Raw genomic sequence first — 20246 nt, 5'->3', positions numbered from 1 at the left:
ATGAATACAATACCAGATATTAAATTATTGAAGTCGTCATGGACTAAATATGATTCGGTTAAGATCATTCAAATTGTAGCTAAAGGTGAACTCGATGCATGTATAAAGGAGATTGCAATTGATGAACCGGTGTTAAGACATTTTTTAGGAGTAGAAAAATTAAATGATCCTCTTCCATATTATTGGACTGAGATTTACAAATATCCTGAACAAGTTAGTTTGTTTGCCCTAATGGCTGCTTTATTTACCCACCATGAAAATATCGAACGATTTGCCAAACAATATAGTAAAGGCTATATGCAAGGGGTATTCGTTGTGGAAGAAGGTAAATATTTTACCAATATTAGAAGTGCCCTTGTAGAAAGTGGTGCCGCTGAAAAAATTTTCCGGAGAAAGCCCGAGGTTCCATACGATCTTTCTAAACTATTTGAGATAGGCGATGTAGGTATCTTAATGAAGTCCTTATTGAAAGATCGATTATCAGAAATTGGGTACCCCAACGAGGACCTTACTAATAACTTTTACCAAATATGCGAGAGATACAGTTTTAATGATGTATTTAGCCTAACTTCTAAGCAATTTACAGAATGGACCAGTGGCAAAGGTGTTTCCGACTCCCTTTATGAGCTAACCCGAAATGGAATCACCTACGAGAAATATGGCAGAATTAAGGCTCTTAAGGTAAATCAATGGTTAGCTGAGTGGAATACAATACCTAGGTATGGACAAAAAAACCGGAGGCTTCCCAATCCACATTTCTATCAATTTAATATCCCTGCTCTGCTCTTAAAGCGTATTTATGATGTGCATTCAAGAAGAGCATTCACTGAAAGAAAAGATGAACAATATAGTCAAAGAAAGGTAAGTGAACAAAGAACCTTGGAAATTAAAGAATATGTAAAAGGAGGATATCCGTGGTCTACCATATCTCGCGAACAAAGGGAAAGCGAGACCTACAAAAATCTCCAAATGCCTGGATGGCTCCCAACAAGCATCATATCAAACATATTAAGTCCTAATAGCGAACGAAAGCAAAATAAAATCGAGAATGATTCAGTAATTCAAATTGAAGACATAGGAAATGGGCTGGTGGATATTATATTGCCTGAAAAAATATGGACTGATGAGTGGACTCCATTAGTATCTCCAATCGAAATAATTGACGGCCAACATCGAATAAAATCCTTTGATACCGTGAGAGAGCTAAATGGAGAATATGAATTCCCTATCATAGCCTTCTATGATTTGGATTTCACATGGCAAGCGTATCTTTTTTATACAATCAATATTAAGCCCAAAAGAATTAATACCAGTTTAGCTTATGATTTAATGCCGCTACTTAGAATTCAGGATTGGCTGGAACATGACTTGGATGGACCTGAAATATATAAGAAGGTACGAGCACAGGAACTAACAGAGTTATTATGGAGTTGCAAAATTAGCCCTTGGTTTAACAGGATTAATATGTTAGGAGAAACAGGCGAAAACAAAGGAGGCCCTGTTTCACAAAATGCTTTCATCAATTCACTCACAACAAGCTTTGTAAAGCGATGGGATGGAAGACTCGGTGGGTTATTTGGCGGTGAAATGAATAAAGATGAAGAAGACATTATCCAATGGGACAAAGAGACACAAGCTGCATATCTAATTTTGATATGGAAAGCAATAAATTATTCAATTGCAAAAAGCAAAGCTGAATGGGTTATTGATCTAAAAAATAGACCATTTGAGTTATCTAACATCGAAGTCACTCAGGAGACTCAACTGCCATTTATTCACCCATTGAGCTTCTTTACAACCGATCAGGGAATTCGGCCCGTTCTATTTATATTCAATGATATGTCATTTGTAGCAAATCAGGTATTAGGCCTAAACAAATTTTTTGCTGATATAGACTATGAACTTTATTCCACAAATGATACTATAGAATTAATTATTGATAAATTCAAGAAGGATACTATTATCAGCGGATTTATTTCTGCAATCGCAAATGATTTGATTAATAATTTTGACTGGCGAACTCCCTCTGCTTTTGATTCACGTGACCCCGACCAAGATAGAAAAAGACAGTTTCAAAATCAGTTTAGAGGTAGCGGTGGATACAGGGAGTTAAGAATGCAGCTAATAAAAATCCTAACCTCTTCTAAAGGTGAAGTAAAAAACCCAGAAACAAATACCATTGTCAAAATTAGCGATATAGCTTTGAGTGTACAATCTAAATATGGATTTTAATTATGGCTTCTATTCCCCCTATTAGTAATTTGGCACAAGCTTCCAACAATCATATTCTCACTGCATTATCTAACTTAAAATCAAGATATAATACAAGCAATACATGGATTGATCCTAATAATAGATATATTGTTAATACTGTTGATAAAATCAAGACTGACTTTGCAGCGAACACAATAAATGATCAAGAATTAATCGACTACATTTCCTCATCAATATTCCTTCATTGCTTTAATGGATGGTCTTATTTATCGGCTTCTATTAACTCTTTAATAGAAGGAGATTATGCTAATGCTATACACAACGCATACTATGCTGAGTTAAGAGCTATAATGTCTTTTCTTGCATCTCAGGGGATCGGCGTTTTTAATGGACAAAATGTAATTGTTAATTCGCACGGTCAAGCTATAAAGGCAGTTCCAAGTCAACAAACCCATATTTTCGCAAAAAATGTCTTTGATCAATGGTTAAGCAGTCCTTCTAACTTAAACACGTTATTAAATCAGTTAAGGATAAATAGCAGCTCTCTTAAAGACTGGTTTAATGCATTCGGGTGGTCACCCGGTTCCAGTGTTCCCGGAAATGTTGCTAAAGATTGGCTTAATACATGGAGTGTAGATATGGCCATCATCCAAGAAGAAAAAAACTTCAGAAATTTTGTCAGTTACAATCCACAATGTTTTGATCAAACAATTAGTCGATTTTCAGACGACATCACGTTGCGTTTAGAGTTCATTAATGAATTATGGAAATTATGTGCTCCAAATAATCTATTCTCCGACTCAATTTTGAGAAGCGCACTTGAGATATTATCTCCCAATATCTTTAGCAAACCTCTTAGTAGTTTAGACCCAGCCACGGAATGGGCTCCTATCTTTACACGATTGGGACTTGGACCTCAGGATTTAAAAAGAAATCATTATTCCTCATTTTTCAGTAGAAAAACTGAGTCTCTGGATAATCTAGTATTCGACTATGCCAAAAACAAAAGGTTTTCGATTCCGGTAACCGAAAGCGATACAGACCCAGTTGGTATCATTTCGAGAGCAGCTTTGCTTTTACTTTTCAACACAATGATTAATGAGAGCATCTTACGTCAAACAGGTACATCGAAAACCCACCTCAAATTTTGGCTCGATAGTATTGGTTTAAAATTTGGGTACTGGGATTCTCTCTCAGAACCTTATATATATTCAGATCTATGGGAAGATATTTGGTTCGACATAGATGAGATAAAAATTTGGCTCAAGGATACACAAATTGCTCATTCACCCTATAACTTTAAGAAAACGCCAAAAATTTATTCTCATAATATTCAACACTTTAATAAAACATTCTTATGGAGTGTGGGATTATAGCCTATGTAGGTAGAGCTTAGAATAATGACATCAATTTCTTTTGTCAGCTGTATTTATATTATAAGCAATAAGGTTGAACATCGCCCTCATTCTACTTCTCAACCGATTCCCGTAAAACTCCTCCAGCTCCTCGCTATTCAAATTCGTCGTCACATGCGTTATCATCTTATTCGATATAAACAGGTCATACCGAGAAAGCAATATCTCCCCCATCACATTGCAATTATTCCCCCAATAATTAACACTCTGCTCTAGTCCCAGATCATCAAAACAATGAACCCTTGGCACGTTCGTATATGGAAAGAAGGCATTCTTACTATACCGGCTTATAGCATCGTACCCTATCCGACTAAACTCAAAGCTGATCTCGCGGCAGGAAACCATATGCGCCCGATAGGACTCCGGAGCCAGGGGCCTCATAAGCGTCATAAGAGAGGTCTTACCGCAGCCAATCTTGCCGGTAAGCAGGATCCCCTTGTGTAAGTCTATCCCCTCAGCTGCAGCAATTTTTTCATCTTGTAGGAAGTAAGCAAGTAGTTTCACCACCACCGGCCGGTCTATATCATCAATCCGGAACCGCTCGCCATACACATTCTTTCCATGCTCCTCCAGCTGCTGCATCAGCAGGTAGTAATCATAAGGGCTCTGAATAGCTTTTGTTTTCATTGACATGGAGCCTTCCTGGCCCGGTTGATTGTTTGGTGTATCTGTCATGGGTTACAGTTTTTAGAGAGGGAATATTTAGTATCCATTTGTGGGCTGCCGCCTGCCAGTCGGTGATCAGTGTCTTGCCCGATTGTCGCCAGTCATTGGCCTGGTAGTGGTGAAAAAACTTGCCTGCTTCCATCGCCGGGTAGAGGTGGGTATTAAAAAAGTCCTGCACCTGGGGCAAGGTGGGGAGAAGACGCCTGGCAGCATCTGCATTTTCCGCGCGGGGTGTATACTGATCGCTTTGGGGATTTTTAATTTCATTTTTATAATTTTTTTTTGAGAGCGGGAGTATGTTTTCTCTCTCTCGTTTATACTTGTTTATTTGTTTATTAAAGTGTCGCAAAATTGCGACTGGTATAGTATCACTTTTGCGACAAGGCATAGTCGCAATTTTGAGACACGAACCAGTATCATTTTTGCGACACGGCGTAGTCGCATTTTTGGGACTATCGCCGGTATCAATTTTGCGACTGAAGTGGCTATTTGGAGGATCTGGTTTCCCCCCATTTAGTTCATCAAATAACTGAAGTTGGGTAGTGTCATCCTCAGATGATCCCGGAAGCGGAAGAATGGTAACAATACCAGGCATGGTCAACCGGCCTGTTGATACAGAATGTACCCATAGCAATGCAGCTCTTTTATACAACGGCTATATGTATTCATGGAACCGATGCGGCTGAGCGAAATGACTTCGTCGCGCAGGATGGGAAAAGACTGTTTAAAATGCCGTTGATTCCATACTTGGAATAAAGCCATATAAAGGCTGACATGATTGGTATGTAAGCGATCATCTCTCCTCACCTGCGCGAAGAAGGCATTCACATGCCTGATGTAGTTGGGCTGTGCAGCTGTTTTCATCAGGAATGTTTTAAGTCTTTCTTTTTGCTACCTAATAGTTTGAGGATATCATCATGATCGTAAAAGATCAGGCCGCCAATTTTGGTATAAGCAAGCGTACCATTTATACGCATGTTTTGGAGGGTACCAGGTGAAATACTAAGGAGGTCACGGACCTCATGGGATTTTAGCCATTTGCGGGGTTGAATGGCTGGAGCATTATGTAATTCGCGTAGCTCTCTGAATAATTCTGTTTTGAAGACCGCGAAATCTTCGCGTGTTAGAATTTCTACTGCCATAAGTTTTGAGGTTGTTTGGTATGGCAGCAAAGGAAAAAATATTTCCTACACGGGAACAGTCACAGGGGTACTGGTACCCCCTGTAACTATCTGATTATTAATAGGAAGAATTTGGCATAATTATTTTCACCATATGATATTTAATAGTGAAAGCCTATATTATCATAGAAATACTCAGCGTAAAGAAAGCGGCAACGCTCATTCCCTTATGAGAGAATTTAACCAGGTCAGTTAAAATATCGCGCACTGTTTTCGACACAGCTGCGTTGTCTTTATAGAAATTACTTCGCAGACTGCCGGGAGAAACGCTGTCCTGTTTAACAGTGGTAAAGAAATGAGAAAAGAAATCCAGTACCTCCGTTCTGTTCTTATTGAGATAAAAACCACTCTCCATCAGCAATCTGAGAAAATTGCCAAGTTGAGGCACGGAGAAGTTCGTCAGTACTTTAAAGTCTTTCCAACGGCCCAGCTCTTCAGAGGTATGACTGCTGCCTTCTAAGGATTCTTTATCTTTCTGGTAATTGATCTCTTCTGCCAACCAGGACTGTAACTGACTTTGAAGGGAAGCACGTAGTTTACTATAGGCAAATCCAGGTTTAACGGTAGCCTGGTTAACCTTCTTTTGAAGATAAATAAGCCTGTCGAGTTTTTCGCGGATGGTAGGTAAATTTTCAATTTCGGTATTAATAGCTTCCGTCCAGTAATCGAAATATTGTACACTGTTAAAATTGAGGTAATGTAAAACCTTCTTTAATCTCTCTGTTAAATCATCTGCCCTACCATCCAGCAATTCAAACAGCTGCTTCTTCATTTCCTTTAAGAAATAAAGTTGCCGGTAAGTAATTGAAGAATCTCTCCGATCAGCTTTTATACAATCAGTGAATGGCTGAAATACTATTGACAGTAAATGCTTATCAACGGCCGTTGCTTCAAACCGCTCTCTTAGCAAGTCAATATCCTGGAACAGGGTAGTCTTAGCAGTTATCAGATACGAAGATGGAAGCCGGCAATCAATGTCCAAATAACACTCAAACTTACGCTCCAGAAATGAAAGGAGTTCACATAAGTTACAGTAAATAATCTTATAAAGATTTAGCCAGGTAGCTTCTGTTAATGATACCTGCTGACAGATAAGATCAGCCTCTGGCAGGCAGGTCGCCATTTCCTCCATGAGTAATACCAGTTGGTGCTGATGCATACTGACATACCAATCTACTTGTTTTCTTTTCCCAAGATCACAGAGGTATTGATTGAAGTTTTGCAACATACTGTTCTTGTTACTGATAATATCTGAAACCGAGAAAGCAAAAAAAGTGCTGTCAGGTTCTTTTTGCTTGGAAGTAGCTTGTTTGAGATCAACATGAATCAGTTTTTCGAAATAGGAAAGTTGATAATGCTGGTGCTGCATAATAATGGATGATTTTGGGGGTGATTACGTCAAGTTTGGGTTATCTACAAAAAAAGCTAGTAATTAGCTTTCACACGACTGGAAATAATATTCAGGGCATCAACACAACAATAGCTATATAACTACATTTTAAATGAATATAAGCATACTTCACAAAAAAGAAGTTATCATTTATTAAAATCTGATAATTAAAATATGCTTATGAAAATCAAGGTGGGCAATGATAACACCCCACCTTGATAAGTTTGCATTAGGCAGCGGCATGCGATGTAAGAGAAACCGGTAGAGAAAGGTTAAATATGCTCTTCAACGTCTTCATATCTCCGCTGACTTTACTGGCAACAATCTTCGCATAGATCTGCGTTGTCCGGATAGATTTATGTCCCAGCATGGCACTTACTGTTTCCAGCGGTACCCCGTTGGCTAACGTAACGGTTGTGGCAAATGTATGCCGGGCGGTATGGGTAGTAAGGTTCTTATTGATACCACAAAGATCCGCCACCTCTTTGAGGTACCCATTGAAACGTTGATTGCTGTTGATTGGCAGGAGAACATTGTTCGCCACGCAATAGGGATGATTTTTATATTTAGCTAGAATTTCCTTTGCGATGGGCAACAAGGGAACGTTTTCACGGCACCAGGTCTTTTCTCTATTCTTTATGATCCAGTCTTCGCCGTCAAAGAATTTGGAGATATTATCAGGGCTCAGCATCAGCGCATCTTTATAGGCGTAGCCGGTAAGCGCCATAAAAAGATAGGCGTCTTTGGTTTCCTGCAGACGTGGAATTTTGAACTCTTTGTGATATAAGGTGCTCAACTCCTCAATGCTCAGGATATCGCGCTCCGGATTTACATAGGTACATACGTAGTCCTCCAAAGGATTTGAACTAAGCCATTTTCTTTGAACTGCCAGCTTTAAAGCCTGCTTTATATTTTTCAAGTACTTCATGGCGGTGTTATCCTGTATCCCTTCCGTAAGGGTCATGTGATCAAAGAAGTCTTCCGCAAAAGCATATTCAATCCTTTCCGTTGGGATATCGGGGAGCTTAAATACTGTTCTTAGAAAAGTAACTACCTTTTCCTTTGTGGTGTACCATTTCTTCAGCGTGCCTTCAGAACGTTTTTCTTTTTCTACTTTCTCTTTGAATTTTTCGTTGTGGTAGTCGATGACCTGTATTAAGGTCTTTTTCTCAATGCCCACACCCTGATAAGCATTCTTTAGCATGGTAGGTGTAACGGTAGGACCTTGTGCCTTCAAAAGGTTATAGTAACGGATCAGCTCTCCCCTTACATGGAGAATATGTTTGTTAATCTCGATGGCCTCCATCGATTTGCCGGCAACTTCAGCGGCTTTGTTATTGAACCTCACCGGTTCCACCTGGTACCCCAGTGAGAAACCATCCCGCTGACCATCGATGATAATACGCAGCATAATAGTTGCCTTGCCGGCGGGATTCTTGTTGTCCTTCCTTAACCAGAATGAAATTGATAATTCTTGACTGACTTTCATCTTGTTTGTGGGTTTAGGTTAACACTTGTGGTGTTGTTTGGTGTTAATTGTTTTGGTTTGAAGTCCTAAAACCCTGATCAGTGAAGCATTACAGAGAGAAAGGTTACACTAAATTTAAGTATTGCAGGTGTAACCTTTTATGTTACCATTCACCTTCGTTTTGAATGATAAACCTTTATATCCCAAAAACAGAAAAGCCGCGTAAATCGTGCGATTTATGCGGCTTTGATACTGTTTGTATTCTTTGTTGTGATCCCCTTGGGACTCGAACCCAAGACCCATACATTAAAAGTGTATTGCTCTACCAACTGAGCTAGGGAATCCTTTGCTGTTAAGCGGTTGCAAAAATAACAATATTTTTTTTCCTGCCAAATTTTTCTTCTAAAAACCTCCAAACACAACGTGGACAAGCATTACAAACAACTAAACATAAAAAGCGGCAGTTACAGTAATGTAAATAAGAAGTAATAAAATGCTGTTACTATCATCTTCTCGCCTATTTTTGTGGGGCTTAAATTATACCCATGAAAACATACTTTCAAAACAAGACGGTTGTCATCACCGGTGGATCGTCCGGAATTGGAAAAGCACTGGTATCAGAATTACTGGCGCATGGTGCTACGGTAGCCGTTTGTGGCAGAAAGCAAAATGCCCTCGATGCCTTACAACAGGAAATCAATAACAAAGCGCTATATACTTTTGTAGCGGATGTCAGCATAGAGACAGACTGCAAAGCGTTTATTGAAAGTACGATTGCGAAGTTCGGGAAGATAGATATACTCATTAACAACGCGGGTATTTCTATGCGTGCCATGTTCCGTGATCTGGAGGTGGGTGTGTTGAAGTCGCTGATGGATATCAATTTCTGGGGTACTGTGTATTGTACCAAATTTGCGTTTGAATCTATTCTGGCAAATAAGGGAACAATTGTAGGGGTATCGTCTATTGCTGGGTACAGGGGCTTGCCGGCACGTACGGGTTATTCAGCTTCTAAGTTTGCGATGCAGGGCTTCCTGGAAGCGCTGCGGACAGAAAATTTACATACAGGCGTTAACGTGATGTGGGTATGCCCCGGCTTCACGGCATCGAACATACGTAATACAGCCTTGAACCCTAAGGGGCAGGCACAGAGCGAAACGCCGCTGGAAGAAGGAAAGCTGATGAGTGCTGAGGCGGTGGCTGCTGCTATAGCGAAAGCAATTGCCAAACGTAAACGTACCCTGGTACTCACCGGTCAGGGCAAGTTAACGGTGCTGCTCAGCAAACTGTTACCGGGCTTTCTGGATGGTATGGTATACAATCACTTTAAAAAAGAACCGGGTTCTCCCCTGCAGTAATAAACAATTATTTCACTTTAGCCGTTAACGTTAGTGTGAAAAAATTCCACCTAAATAACGATCGCATCGGGTTTTTTGTCTTTATTTGCACTAAGTTTAGCTCACATAACCCCCATGGCATCTTTTTTGGAAGGAAAGCGCACATTTAATTTGTCATTCTGATTGTGAGAAAACAGATAGCATAGTGAGGACGGGATTTGAATTGTGGGTTTTGAACATAGGGATTTGGATTTAGATTTTCTGGCATGTCCATCATAACATTAACATCAGACATAGGAATGCAGGATTACCTGGTAGGTGCCATTAAAGGGCAGCTCTGGCAATACTGCCCGGAATGTCATGTTACGGACATCACACACCACATAAGCCCTTTTAACTTACCACAGGCTGCTTATATCTGTAAAAGCGCCTTCGCTTACTTCCCGCTGGGTACCTTCCATTTTGTATTGATCAATTTATTTGACAAGCGACCGGATCATGTACTGGTGGCGGAACACAACGGGCAATACATGGGTTGCGCCGATAACGGACTGCTAACTATGATTGTTGGAGGTATGCCGGAGAAGGTGATCAAAATACCGCTGCCTGCTGATGCACCCAAAAATACCTTTACTATCATACAACTCCTGGCATCAGCTGCCAGAGAATTAAGCCGCGGCAAGGCGCTGGGCGAACTGGGACCATTAACCCAACAGATCAATGTAAAGAACAACCTGCAACCGCTGGTAGGCGATGACTTCATAGAAGGGCAAATCATTCATATCGACAGCTTCGAGAACGTGGTGGTGAACATCACCCGGCAACAGTTCGATATGCAATGCAAAAATCGCCGCTTCCGTATCTTCTTCCGCCGCGATGAGGTCATCAACCAGGTCAGCGAAACATATGCCGATGTACCGGAAGGAACCAAACTGGCCCTCTTCAATGCGGCCGGATACCTGGAAATCGCCATTAATAAAGGAAATGCTGCCGGCCTTTTCGGCCTCCAGGGCTTTAGAAGAGATCAGCTTACCCAGCCCTCGGGATACCAGCAACTGTCGTACTACCAAACTGTAAGAATAATTTTTCAATGATTAACCGTATCGTTAAAATGGAATTTGACCCGGAAAAAGTAAACAGCTTCCGGGCCCTCTTTTCGCAACAACAACAGCTGATCCGCCATTTCCCCGGATGTACACACCTGGAACTATGGGAACATCCCGCTTCCGGAAATACCTGGTTTACCTTCAGCCAATGGGAATCTGAAGCCGCGCTAGAGAAGTACCGTGAGTCAGACCTCTTCCGCGAAACCTGGGCCGCTACCAAAGTCCTGTTCAACGCAAAACCTGCCGCCTGGACCGTCCAAACCGCCGTTAGCCTCTAAGTAATTGAAGTTTAATGCTTTTTTAAGCTCCCCTCTAACGCAAAACGGGAGCCTAAAAGCTAATACCTAAAGGCTAACAGCTAAAAAGATATTTACAAAAAGTTAAAACTGTTCGTCAGATTAGCATAATTTGCTGTTTTTTATATTTTTGTCGGACCTTAAAACAACCTTATGAATTTTAAAAGGACCAACAACATGGTCGGCTGGGTCATCTGCATCATTGCCTGCTTTGTTTACATTAAAACGATGGAAGCTACAGGCAGCTTGTGGGACTGCGGCGAGTTTATTTCAAGTGCTTACAAAGTACAGGTTCCACATCCGCCCGGAGCACCGTTGTTCGTGTTGCTTGGAAGATTGTTTAGTATGTTCCTGAAACCTTCTCAGGCTGCATTGGGCGTTAATACGATGACTGCCCTGGCCAGTGGTTTCACTATTTTGTTCCTGTTCTGGACCATCACCCACTTCGCACGCCGACTGATGGTGAAAGCCGGTGAAGAAATTTCACAGGAAAAAATGATTGCCATCATGGGTGCTGGTGCCGTAGGTGCACTGGCTTATACCTTTTCCGATTCATTCTGGTTTTCCGCCGTTGAAGGTGAAGTATATGGTATGTCCTCTTTCTTTACCGCCATCGTTTTCTGGGCGATCCTGAAATGGGAACATGAAGCCGATGAACCTTATGCAGACCGCTGGATCGTATTGATCGGCTACCTGCTGGGACTCTCTATCGGTGTCCATCTCCTTAACCTCCTCACCATCCCTGCCATGGTAATGGTGTACTACTTCAGACGCTTCAAAGTAACCGGATGGGGTACTTTCTGGGCGTTTGTAGCTGGTTGTGGTATCACTGGTCTGGTACAGAAATACCTGATCCAGGATACTGTTAAGGCTTCCGGTTACATGGACGTATTCTTCGTAAACACCCTCGGAATGGGATATTTCTCCGGATTTATCTTCTATTTCCTGTTGATCATAGCAATACTGGTGATTGGCTACAGAAAACCGAAATTCGGCCTGTACGCTCCTTTCATCGTAATCGCCACTGTTATCCTGGTACCTGCATTTAATGATGCCAGCGGTGGGGTTATCTTCTTCAAATTTGTACTGGCAGCGTTCTTTGTAGCCATCCCTTACCTCATGAAAGTGGTAGGTATAAAAACAGATTTCGCCAAAGCCACCCACTTCAGCCGCCTCACGATCACTTTCGTGCTGTTCATGCTGCTGGGCTACTCTACTTATATTACTACTATGGTACGTTCTACTGCCAATCCTTCAGTAGATATGTACAATGTAGACAACCCCATTTCCCTGGTAGGTTACCTGGGTCGTGAACAATACGGTGATTTCCCGCTGATCTATGGTCAGGTATTTACGGCTCGTCCGGTGGAATACAAAGAAGGCGGTAACATCTATGCACGTGGTCCTAAAAAATATGTGATAGCTGGTAAAAAAATGGATCCGGTATATGCACCCGAAGACATGATGCTGTTCCCACGTGTATGGGATGCCAGCAATGATCAGGGTCATGCTGATTTCTATAAATCCTGGCTGGGATTACAGCAGGGCGAAAAACCAGGTTTGGTGGACAACGTGAAGTTCTTCCTCCAATACCAGGTGAACTTTATGTACTTCCGCTACTTCATGTGGAACTTTGCCGGTAAACAAAATGATACACAAGGCTACGGTAACGTACGCGATGGTAACTGGATTTCCGGTATTCCTTTTATAGATAACCTGATTTATGGCGACCAGGGCATGTTGCCGGACAGTCTGAAAGATAACAAGGCACACAATACCCTGTTCTTCCTGCCGTTCATTCTCGGTCTCCTGGGCTTCTTCTACCAATATAATAACCACAGGAAAGATACCCTCATCGTATCACTGCTGTTCTTCTTTACTGGTTTTGCGATCATTATTTACCTGAACCAGGCCGGTAACCAGCCGCGTGAACGTGACTACGCTTTTGTAGGCTCTTTCTACGCATATGCGATCTGGATTGGCTTAGGCGTATTGTCGGTATACAGTTTCCTGAGAAAGAAAATTAAAGGCGCCGCCAGTCCTGTTCTGGCTACCGCCATCTGTTTGCTGACAGTACCGGTACTCATGGCATTCCAGGAATGGGATGACCACGATCGTTCTACCAAGTACGTAGCAAGAGATGTGGCGAAAGACTACCTGGAATCCTGCCAGAAAAATGCAATCCTGTTTACCGTAGGTGATAACGATACTTATCCGCTCTGGTACGCACAGGAAGTAGAAGGCATCCGTCCGGATATCCGCGTGATCAACCTGAGTCTCCTCGGTGTTGACTGGTACATTGATCAGATGCGCAGAGCCGTAAACGAAAGCCCTGCTATTCCAATGACCTGGTCTGCTGATAAATACCAGGGCGAAAACCGCAACTACATCCGCTTCTTCGATCCGGGTAATATTCCTGCCAACAAGTCCTTTAACCTGATTGAGATCATGAACTTCATGGGAAGCGATGATCCTAACAGTAAAGTGACTACCCAGGATGGTGGTGCAGAAAACTTCCTGCCTACCCGTCAGTTGTATATTCCGGTAGACAAACAGGCCATTCTAGCGAATGGCGTGGTGGCTGCGAAAGACAGTGCGAAGATTTTACCTTCCATGCCTTTCAAAATCACTAAAAACTACCTGCTGAAAAATGACCTCGCTGTATATGACATCATTTCTGCCAACAACTGGAAAAGACCTATCTACTTTACCAGCCCTACTGATCTCGGCCTGAATGAATATATGCAGACAGATGGTCTCACCTACCACCTCGTGCCATTGGCTAAGCAAACAGCTGCTGATCCGCTGGGCATGGATATCAATGCGAACGTAGGCGTGATGTATGATAACCTGATGCACAAATTTGAGTTCGGTGGCGCACAAACCCGCGGTACTTACTTCGATGAGCCCAACAGGAAAATGATCATGTACCTCCGTCAGGCATTCACTAAATTGTCTGTAGCCATGACACAGAATGGTATGTCGAAAGACAGCGCCCTGAATGTGCTTCATTATATGGATAAGGGTATACTGGAAACTAACTTCCCGTATGCAATGACTACTCCGGGCAACATGCACAACTATACCTCTATCCAAACCATCTACGCTTATTACATAGCGGGTGATGCGAAGAGGGCCGATGAACTGGCAGACAAAGTGATCAGAGATTGCGAGCAACAGCTGCGCTACTATGCACAACTACCTGCCAGCAAAATGACCAACGACTTACAACGCGATGGCCAGAATGCACAACAGTTCATCACCTGGTTACACCAAATGAAATCTGACTATGGTGTAAACGGCACTAAAAGAAACAAAGAAGGCGTAATACAAATGAATACAGAAGATTCCAACGCAGTACAAGCTGCAGAAGATACTTCGAAGTAATCATCTGCCGAAAAAAAGGAAAGCCCATACCGTTGCTGGTATGGGCTTTCCTTTTTTTATATACTACCTGTTATAGTTTCCCTTCGGGAGAAGTCCTGCCGACTGCCATCTCCCCCGCTTTTAATTTCCCTTCGGGAGAAGTAAACCCCTCGCAGGGCACTTTCAACAATGCGCTCACAACAATGCAAATCATCTGCATCAGTATAATCCTGGTAAAGACAATCGCCAAAGGCGATCCCCTCCTCTTCCAGCAACAATAAAAAATCCGGAGATCCCGGTGAAGCATCACCGTTATCTCCGGACCACATCATCCCGGGGATGAAAAGTTAATTACAGGTTAGACACCATTGTTCTCCAGAAAGCAGCACTGGCTTTCACTTCTGGCACATTGTTATCCCAGTTATATTCATATTCAGCAGAAAACAATCCTTTGAACTTCTGGTTCTTCAGGGTTTCCAGTACTTTAGGCATCTGGCTAACACCGTTACCCCAGATAACGTCATGTGAATCTGCAGATTTATCGTTCAGATCTTTAAAATGCAGGCTTACAATATGACCTTCCAGTTTTTTAATACATTCTACCGGATCCAGACCTGAGCGCACCCAGTGGCCAATATCAGCGCAGGCGCCCATTAATTTGCTTCTGCCTTTGATAGCTGCCAGCACAATTTCAGGATTCCAGTAATGACTTGGTTTAGGGTGATCATGGATCGCCAGTTTAATATTGTACTGGTCACACAGGGAAGAAATCAGGTCCAGGTCTTCTTCCTTAGGTTCGGAAGTGATGCTCTGAATACCCATTCTGTTGGCGAAATCAAACAACATGCGCCATTCTGCCGCAGATCCGGGTACTACTACACCAAATGCCATCAGCACCTTGTGTTTCTTTTTAAATAAAGATTTCACCTTTTCCTGCTGTTCCGGTGACATGTGGTAATCAAATTTACCTTCAATACCACCACCAATTACCTGGCCTGGAAAAGCTTCCACATACTGGATGCCGCAGCTATCCATTTTATCCAGCGCTTCTGCTAATGTAAAATGATTGAATGTCCATGCCTGCGCTCCCAGCTTCCAGCCCAATGCATCTGCCCTGGCTTGTCCAGCCGCAGATTTTGCAAATAATGCAACTGCTAATCCGCCTGCCAGCATCAATGCATTTCTCAGTTTTTTCATATGAATATTTTTTTGATGATTGAAAGTAGTTGCTTTCAGGATAAAATGCAAGTTTTCACGCAAGAAATTGTAGCGGAGGAGATCGCCTGCGGCGATTGTCTTTAGCAGGATTATATTGATTTTGATGATTGTAGCTTATCCTAAAAATAGTATTATCCTTTACTTAAAGCTTCCGGAAAAGAAGAAAGCAGCGCTATAAAAAGAAATAAAATCATCAAAATCAGTATAATCCTGCCAAAGACAAGCACCGAAAGGCACTCCTATCAAGCTCTTCGCAATAGGGTGTACTTTCTAACCGAAAAGTGGTAAATTTAATTCAGAAGACGTGCTATGAGAGGAATACAATTTACCAGGTTCAACCCGGACGAAAATAAAAAACCACCTTTCCAGAAACTACTGGACCTTTTTACCCAACTCCTCACCTACACCAGTGGAGATGTTTCAGAAGCGCTACAGTGGCTCACTGAGCTGGACAAGGAATATAATCTTACTAACCAGGATTATGGTATCGGCGACTTTATACAGGAGCTGAAAGACAAAGGATATCTTCGCGAAAACGAGGAAAGCGGAGCCGTGGAACTTACTTCCAAAGCGGAACAAACCATCCGTAAAAACGCATTGGAAGAAATCTTCGGTAAACTGAAGAAGTCGGCCACCGGCAATCATAATGTCCGCAAATCCGGCATGGGCGATGAGCTCAATGCCGAAACACGCCCATTCGAATTTGGCGATGGCGTGGACCAGCTGGACATTACCGCCTCCATCCGCAACGCCCAGATCAATCACGGCATAGACAGTTTCTCTATCAGCCAGGACGACCTGGAAGTGAAAGAAACGGATTTCAAAACACAAACGTCTACCGCCCTGATGATCGATATCTCCCACTCCATGATCCTTTATGGAGAAGACAGGATCACACCCGCCAAAAAGGTGGCCATGGCCCTGGCAGAACTGATCACTACCCGGTATCCCAAAGATACCCTCGACATCATCGTATTCGGAAATGATGCGTGGCAGATAGAGATCAAGGATCTCCCCTATCTGCAGGTAGGACCTTTCCATACCAATACCGTTGCTGGCCTGGAACTGGCGATGGACCTTCTCCGCCGCCGGCGCAATCCTAACAAACAAATATTTATGATCACTGACGGCAAGCCCACCTGCCTGAAAATAGGATCTCAATATTATAAAAACAGCTTCGGCCTCGACAGGAAAATACTGAACCGTACCCTTAACCTGGCCGCACAATGCAAAAAATTGAAAATACCTATTACTACCTTCATGGTAGCCACAGATCCATGGCTGCAAAAGTTCGTTCAGGAATTTACCGAAACCAACAACGGTAAAGCCTTCTTTTCCGGCACAGATAAACTGGGACAATTTCTCTTCCGCGACTTTGAAAGCGGTAAAAGAAAATTCTATTAAGAGATCCGCAACATCTCATTCACAAACCGTAATCCGTAATTTGTAATTCGTAATTATAGAAGATGAATACAAGCATAAAAACATTAGGCGAACTTAAAAAAAGTGGCTATAAATCAGTATCAGTAAAAGAAGAGATCAGACGTAACCTGATTAAAAAATTAAAAGATAAAGAAAGCACCTTCCCTGGTATCATCGGTTATGAAGACACTGTAATACCCGATACAGAAAGAGCCCTGCTCTCCAGGCACAACATCCTTTTCCTTGGTTTACGCGGACAGGCAAAAACACGTATGGCCAGGCAAATGACGGACCTCCTCGACGAATATATTCCAATCATCGAAGGTTCCGAAGTCAATGACGATCCGTTTAATCCGCTGTCACGCTACGCGCGCGACCTCATAGCAGAAAAAGGTGACCAAACACCGATCACATGGCTGCACAGCAGCGCACGATATGGCGAAAAGCTGGCTACACCCGATGTTTCCGTAGCTGACCTCGTGGGGGATATTGACCCCATCAAGGCCGCCAACCTGAAACTCAGCTACGCCGATGAAAGAGTGATCCACTTCGGTATCATTCCCCGCTCTAACCGCGGCATCTTCGTGATCAACGAATTACCCGATCTGCAGGCACGTATACAGGTATCCCTGTTTAATATCCTCCAGGAAGGCGATATACAGATCAGAGGCTTCAAAGTAAGGATGCCACTGGATATCCTGTTTATCTTCACCGCTAACCCGGAAGACTATACGAACCGCGGCTCTATCGTTACTCCGTTGAAAGACAGGATCGAAAGCCAGATCATCACCCACTACCCGAAAACAATCGAAAACGCCCTGCTCATCACCGAACAGGAAGCCGATATACATGCCGATCAGCTCACAAAAGTGCAGATCGCCGACATGGTAAAACGCCTCATTGAACAGGTGTCTTTCGAAGCACGCACCAGTGAATATGTAGATAAAAAAAGTGGTGTGTCTGCCCGTCTCACCATCGCGGCCTACGAAAACGCGGTCAGCGCCGGAGAACGCCGTGCCATCATCAACAAGGAAAAAGAAACACAGGTGCGGATAGCCGATTTACAGGCCATCATCCCTGCTATTACCGGTAAAATAGAACTGGTATACGAAGGCGAACAGGAAGGCCCCCTGCAGGTAGCGCATAACCTGCTCGACAAAGCCATTCGTACCCTCTTCGCCCTTTACTTCCCCAACCCCGATTCTTTCAAGAAAAAGAAACAGGGCGCTCCCGCTGAAAATCCCTACCGCAGTGTTATTCAGTGGTTCGACAAAGGCAATGCCGTACAATTATTACAGGATGTCAGCGATAAACAATACGAAGCTACCCTCAGCAAAGTGGAAGGCCTTAAGGAACTGATTAAAGCCAGATTCCCTAAAGCCAATAACAAAGAGGCCCTGCTCCTCATGGAATTTGTACTCCATGGCCTGTCGTCCTATTCACTCATCAGCAAAAAAGTAGTGGAAAATGAAACCCGCTTCAGTGACCTGCTGGGCACCATGATGAACTTCAGCCTGGGCGGCGATAGCGAAGAACCGGAAGAAGAATAATACAGCGAGTTTTTGTCGAAGGCAGGATTATACTGATTTTGATGATTTTCCCGATTTTACTTTTTGATTTTATAAGATAAAAAAAGATTAGCGAAGATGGCCATATTATGTGGTGATCTTCGCTAATCTTTTTGATCGGGAAAACAAAATCGGGAAAATCATCAAAATCAGTATAATCCTGCCTTCGACAAAAACCGCTGAAATCATCGCTAATTTTCTCTATTTTGTATATTTAAGTGTCAATTCCACAATTACAAAAAACCGTTTTATTACATGAACAATTCCCGTAGAAACTTCATCAAATCTGCCTCTACGCTGATGGCTGGAGCCGGATTGGTATCTGCCCTGCCAGCCTCTCTGCAGGCATTACCGCTGAGATCCGTGGCAGCCAGCGATAGACTTAACATCGCTGCCATTGGCATTAATGGAATGGGCTGGGCCGATTTAACAGCCATGCTGAAAAACCCGGCAGCACAATGCGTAGCCCTCTGCGACGTCGACAATAATGTACTCGACAAACGTGTAGGCGAACTGGCGCAGAAAGGCATCAAAGTAAAAGCTTACAGCGATTACCGTAAACTGCTGGAAGATAAAAACATCGATGCTGTGATCATTGGTACCCCCGATCATTGGCATTGCCTGCAAATGACAGATGCCTGTTCTGCCGGCAAAGATGTATACGTAGAAAAGCCCATGGGCAACTCCATCATTGAATGTCGTGCTATGGTAGCTGCGCAACAGCAACACAGCCGCGCCGTACAGGTAGGACAATGGCAGCGCAGCCAGCAACATTTCAGAGATGCCATCGAATTTGTACATTCCGGCAAACTAGGCAAAGTACGCCTGGTAAAGGCCTGGGCATATATGGGCTGGATGAAATCCATTCCTGTAAAACCAGACGGCACCCCGCCACCGGGAGTTGACTACCAATCATGGCTGGGCCCCGCCACCAACAGACCATTCAACGAAAACCGCTTCCATTTTAACTTTCGCTGGTACTGGGATTATGCCGGTGGACTGATGACCGACTGGGGCGTACATCTCCTGGATTATGCCCTGCTGGGTATGAAATCCGGTGCACCTAAATCTATTATGGCTGCAGGTGGTAAGTTTGCTTACCCCGATGACGCCGCAGAAACACCGGATACCCTCACTACCGTATACGAATTTGAAGACTATAATATTCAGTGGGAACAGGCAACAGGTATCGATGGCGGTCCTTATGGCCGTGATCATGGTATTGCATTTATCGGCAACAATGGTACCCTGGTGCTGGACCGCGGCGGCTGGGAAGTGATTCCTGAAAAAGGTAAAATGGAAGCCGTACCCAGACAAAAATCAGTGGACAACGGCCTAGATCTTCATACCACCAATTTTGTGGAAGTAGTGAAATCCCGTAAGCTGGACGATCTCCATGCCCCCGTACAGGTAGGCGCCCTGGTGGCCACTACTGCACAAATGGGTAACATCGCGTATCGTACCGGCAGAAAAGTTTACTGGGACGACGCCAAAGGTAAATTTACCGATAGGACTGCCAATAAACTGTTAGCAGCGCAATACCATAACGGCTATAGGCTTCCTAACGTAAGCGTATAAACGACAACGACAACACCATTT

Annotated in this window: 17 protein-coding genes and 1 tRNA gene; 9 read left to right on the top strand and 9 right to left on the bottom strand. The window is 43.1% G+C overall.

Annotated elements, in window-relative coordinates:
- Nucleotides 1-2232 (top strand): DGQHR domain-containing protein, encoded by a 2232-nt coding sequence (locus AB4Z08_RS23870; RefSeq protein ID WP_441576304.1) that lies wholly within the window; start codon nt 1-3, stop codon nt 2230-2232.
- A gap of 2 nt (nt 2233-2234) precedes the next feature.
- Nucleotides 2235-3590 (top strand): hypothetical protein, encoded by a 1356-nt coding sequence (locus AB4Z08_RS23865; RefSeq protein ID WP_441576303.1) that lies wholly within the window; start codon nt 2235-2237, stop codon nt 3588-3590.
- 30 nt (nt 3591-3620) lie between these two features.
- Here AB4Z08_RS23865 and AB4Z08_RS23860 read toward each other — a convergent pair whose 3' ends face one another.
- The 7 genes from AB4Z08_RS23860 to AB4Z08_RS23830 form a co-directional block, all read right to left on the bottom strand.
- A complete protein-coding gene (locus AB4Z08_RS23860; protein WP_441576302.1) occupies nt 3621-4304 on the bottom strand; it encodes a hypothetical protein in 684 nt (227 codons plus the stop codon).
- Complete coding sequence (locus AB4Z08_RS23855; protein ID WP_441576301.1) at nt 4225-4890, bottom strand: hypothetical protein; 666 nt, start codon at nt 4888-4890, stop codon at nt 4225-4227. The genes AB4Z08_RS23860 and AB4Z08_RS23855 overlap by 80 nt, the downstream gene beginning before the upstream one ends.
- A gap of 2 nt (nt 4891-4892) precedes the next feature.
- Nucleotides 4893-5159 (bottom strand): hypothetical protein, encoded by a 267-nt coding sequence (locus tag AB4Z08_RS23850; RefSeq protein ID WP_441576300.1) that lies wholly within the window; start codon nt 5157-5159, stop codon nt 4893-4895.
- Complete coding sequence (locus tag AB4Z08_RS23845; RefSeq protein WP_441576299.1) at nt 5159-5437, bottom strand: helix-turn-helix domain-containing protein; 279 nt, start codon at nt 5435-5437, stop codon at nt 5159-5161. Before AB4Z08_RS23845 ends, AB4Z08_RS23850 begins: the two co-directional genes overlap by 1 nt.
- A 154-nt stretch (nt 5438-5591) precedes the next feature.
- On the bottom strand, nt 5592-6845 hold the full coding sequence (locus tag AB4Z08_RS23840) for a hypothetical protein (protein WP_441576298.1): 1254 nt from the start codon (nt 6843-6845) through the stop codon (nt 5592-5594).
- 250 nt (nt 6846-7095) lie between these two features.
- The gene (locus tag AB4Z08_RS23835) at nt 7096-8355 is read right to left on the bottom strand and encodes a site-specific integrase (RefSeq protein ID WP_441576297.1); all 1260 of its coding nucleotides are present in this window, start codon (nt 8353-8355) and stop codon (nt 7096-7098) included.
- A 250-nt stretch (nt 8356-8605) separates the two neighbouring features.
- Nucleotides 8606-8678: transfer RNA gene (locus AB4Z08_RS23830), tRNA-Lys, on the bottom strand.
- Between the two features lie 201 nt (nt 8679-8879).
- Here AB4Z08_RS23830 and AB4Z08_RS23825 point away from each other — a divergent pair.
- The 4 genes from AB4Z08_RS23825 (at nt 8880) to AB4Z08_RS23810 (ending at nt 14460) form a co-directional block, all read left to right on the top strand.
- Complete coding sequence (locus AB4Z08_RS23825) at nt 8880-9692, top strand: SDR family oxidoreductase (RefSeq protein WP_441576296.1); 813 nt, start codon at nt 8880-8882, stop codon at nt 9690-9692.
- 245 nt (nt 9693-9937) lie between these two features.
- On the top strand, nt 9938-10765 hold the full coding sequence (locus AB4Z08_RS23820; protein WP_441576295.1) for an SAM hydrolase/SAM-dependent halogenase family protein: 828 nt from the start codon (nt 9938-9940) through the stop codon (nt 10763-10765).
- Nucleotides 10762-11055, top strand: coding sequence for a putative quinol monooxygenase (locus AB4Z08_RS23815; RefSeq protein WP_441576294.1), 294 nt, complete (start codon nt 10762-10764; stop codon nt 11053-11055). The genes AB4Z08_RS23820 and AB4Z08_RS23815 overlap by 4 nt, the downstream gene beginning before the upstream one ends.
- Nucleotides 11056-11226: 171 nt before the next feature.
- Nucleotides 11227-14460: a glycosyltransferase family 117 protein gene (locus AB4Z08_RS23810; protein WP_441576293.1), complete on the top strand. Its 3234-nt coding sequence runs from the start codon at nt 11227-11229 to the stop codon at nt 14458-14460.
- Between the two features lie 56 nt (nt 14461-14516).
- On the opposite strand, the gene AB4Z08_RS23805 is transcribed toward AB4Z08_RS23810, so the two are convergent.
- Both AB4Z08_RS23805 and AB4Z08_RS23800 read right to left on the bottom strand, forming a co-directional pair.
- Entirely contained in the window at nt 14517-14771 is a 255-nt protein-coding gene (locus AB4Z08_RS23805; RefSeq protein ID WP_441576292.1) for a hypothetical protein, read from the bottom strand.
- 19 nt (nt 14772-14790) lie between these two features.
- Entirely contained in the window at nt 14791-15636 is an 846-nt protein-coding gene (locus AB4Z08_RS23800) for a sugar phosphate isomerase/epimerase family protein (RefSeq protein WP_441576291.1), read from the bottom strand.
- Between the two features lie 330 nt (nt 15637-15966).
- Here AB4Z08_RS23800 and AB4Z08_RS23795 point away from each other — a divergent pair, with 330 nt between their 5' ends.
- The 3 genes from AB4Z08_RS23795 (at nt 15967) to AB4Z08_RS23785 (ending at nt 20225) form a co-directional block, all read left to right on the top strand.
- Nucleotides 15967-17061, top strand: coding sequence for a vWA domain-containing protein (locus AB4Z08_RS23795; protein WP_441576290.1), 1095 nt, complete (start codon nt 15967-15969; stop codon nt 17059-17061).
- A gap of 62 nt (nt 17062-17123) precedes the next feature.
- Entirely contained in the window at nt 17124-18629 is a 1506-nt protein-coding gene (locus tag AB4Z08_RS23790) for a sigma 54-interacting transcriptional regulator (RefSeq protein WP_441576289.1), read from the top strand.
- A 273-nt stretch (nt 18630-18902) separates the two neighbouring features.
- A complete protein-coding gene (locus AB4Z08_RS23785) occupies nt 18903-20225 on the top strand; it encodes a Gfo/Idh/MocA family oxidoreductase (protein WP_441576288.1) in 1323 nt (440 codons plus the stop codon).
- Nucleotides 20226-20246: the final 21 nt, after the last annotated feature.

Source organism: Chitinophaga sp. RAB17, from assembly GCF_052114225.1.
Taxonomy (GTDB): Bacteria; Bacteroidota; Bacteroidia; order Chitinophagales; family Chitinophagaceae; genus Chitinophaga.
This window is presented reverse-complemented; position numbering and strand designations above follow the sequence as displayed.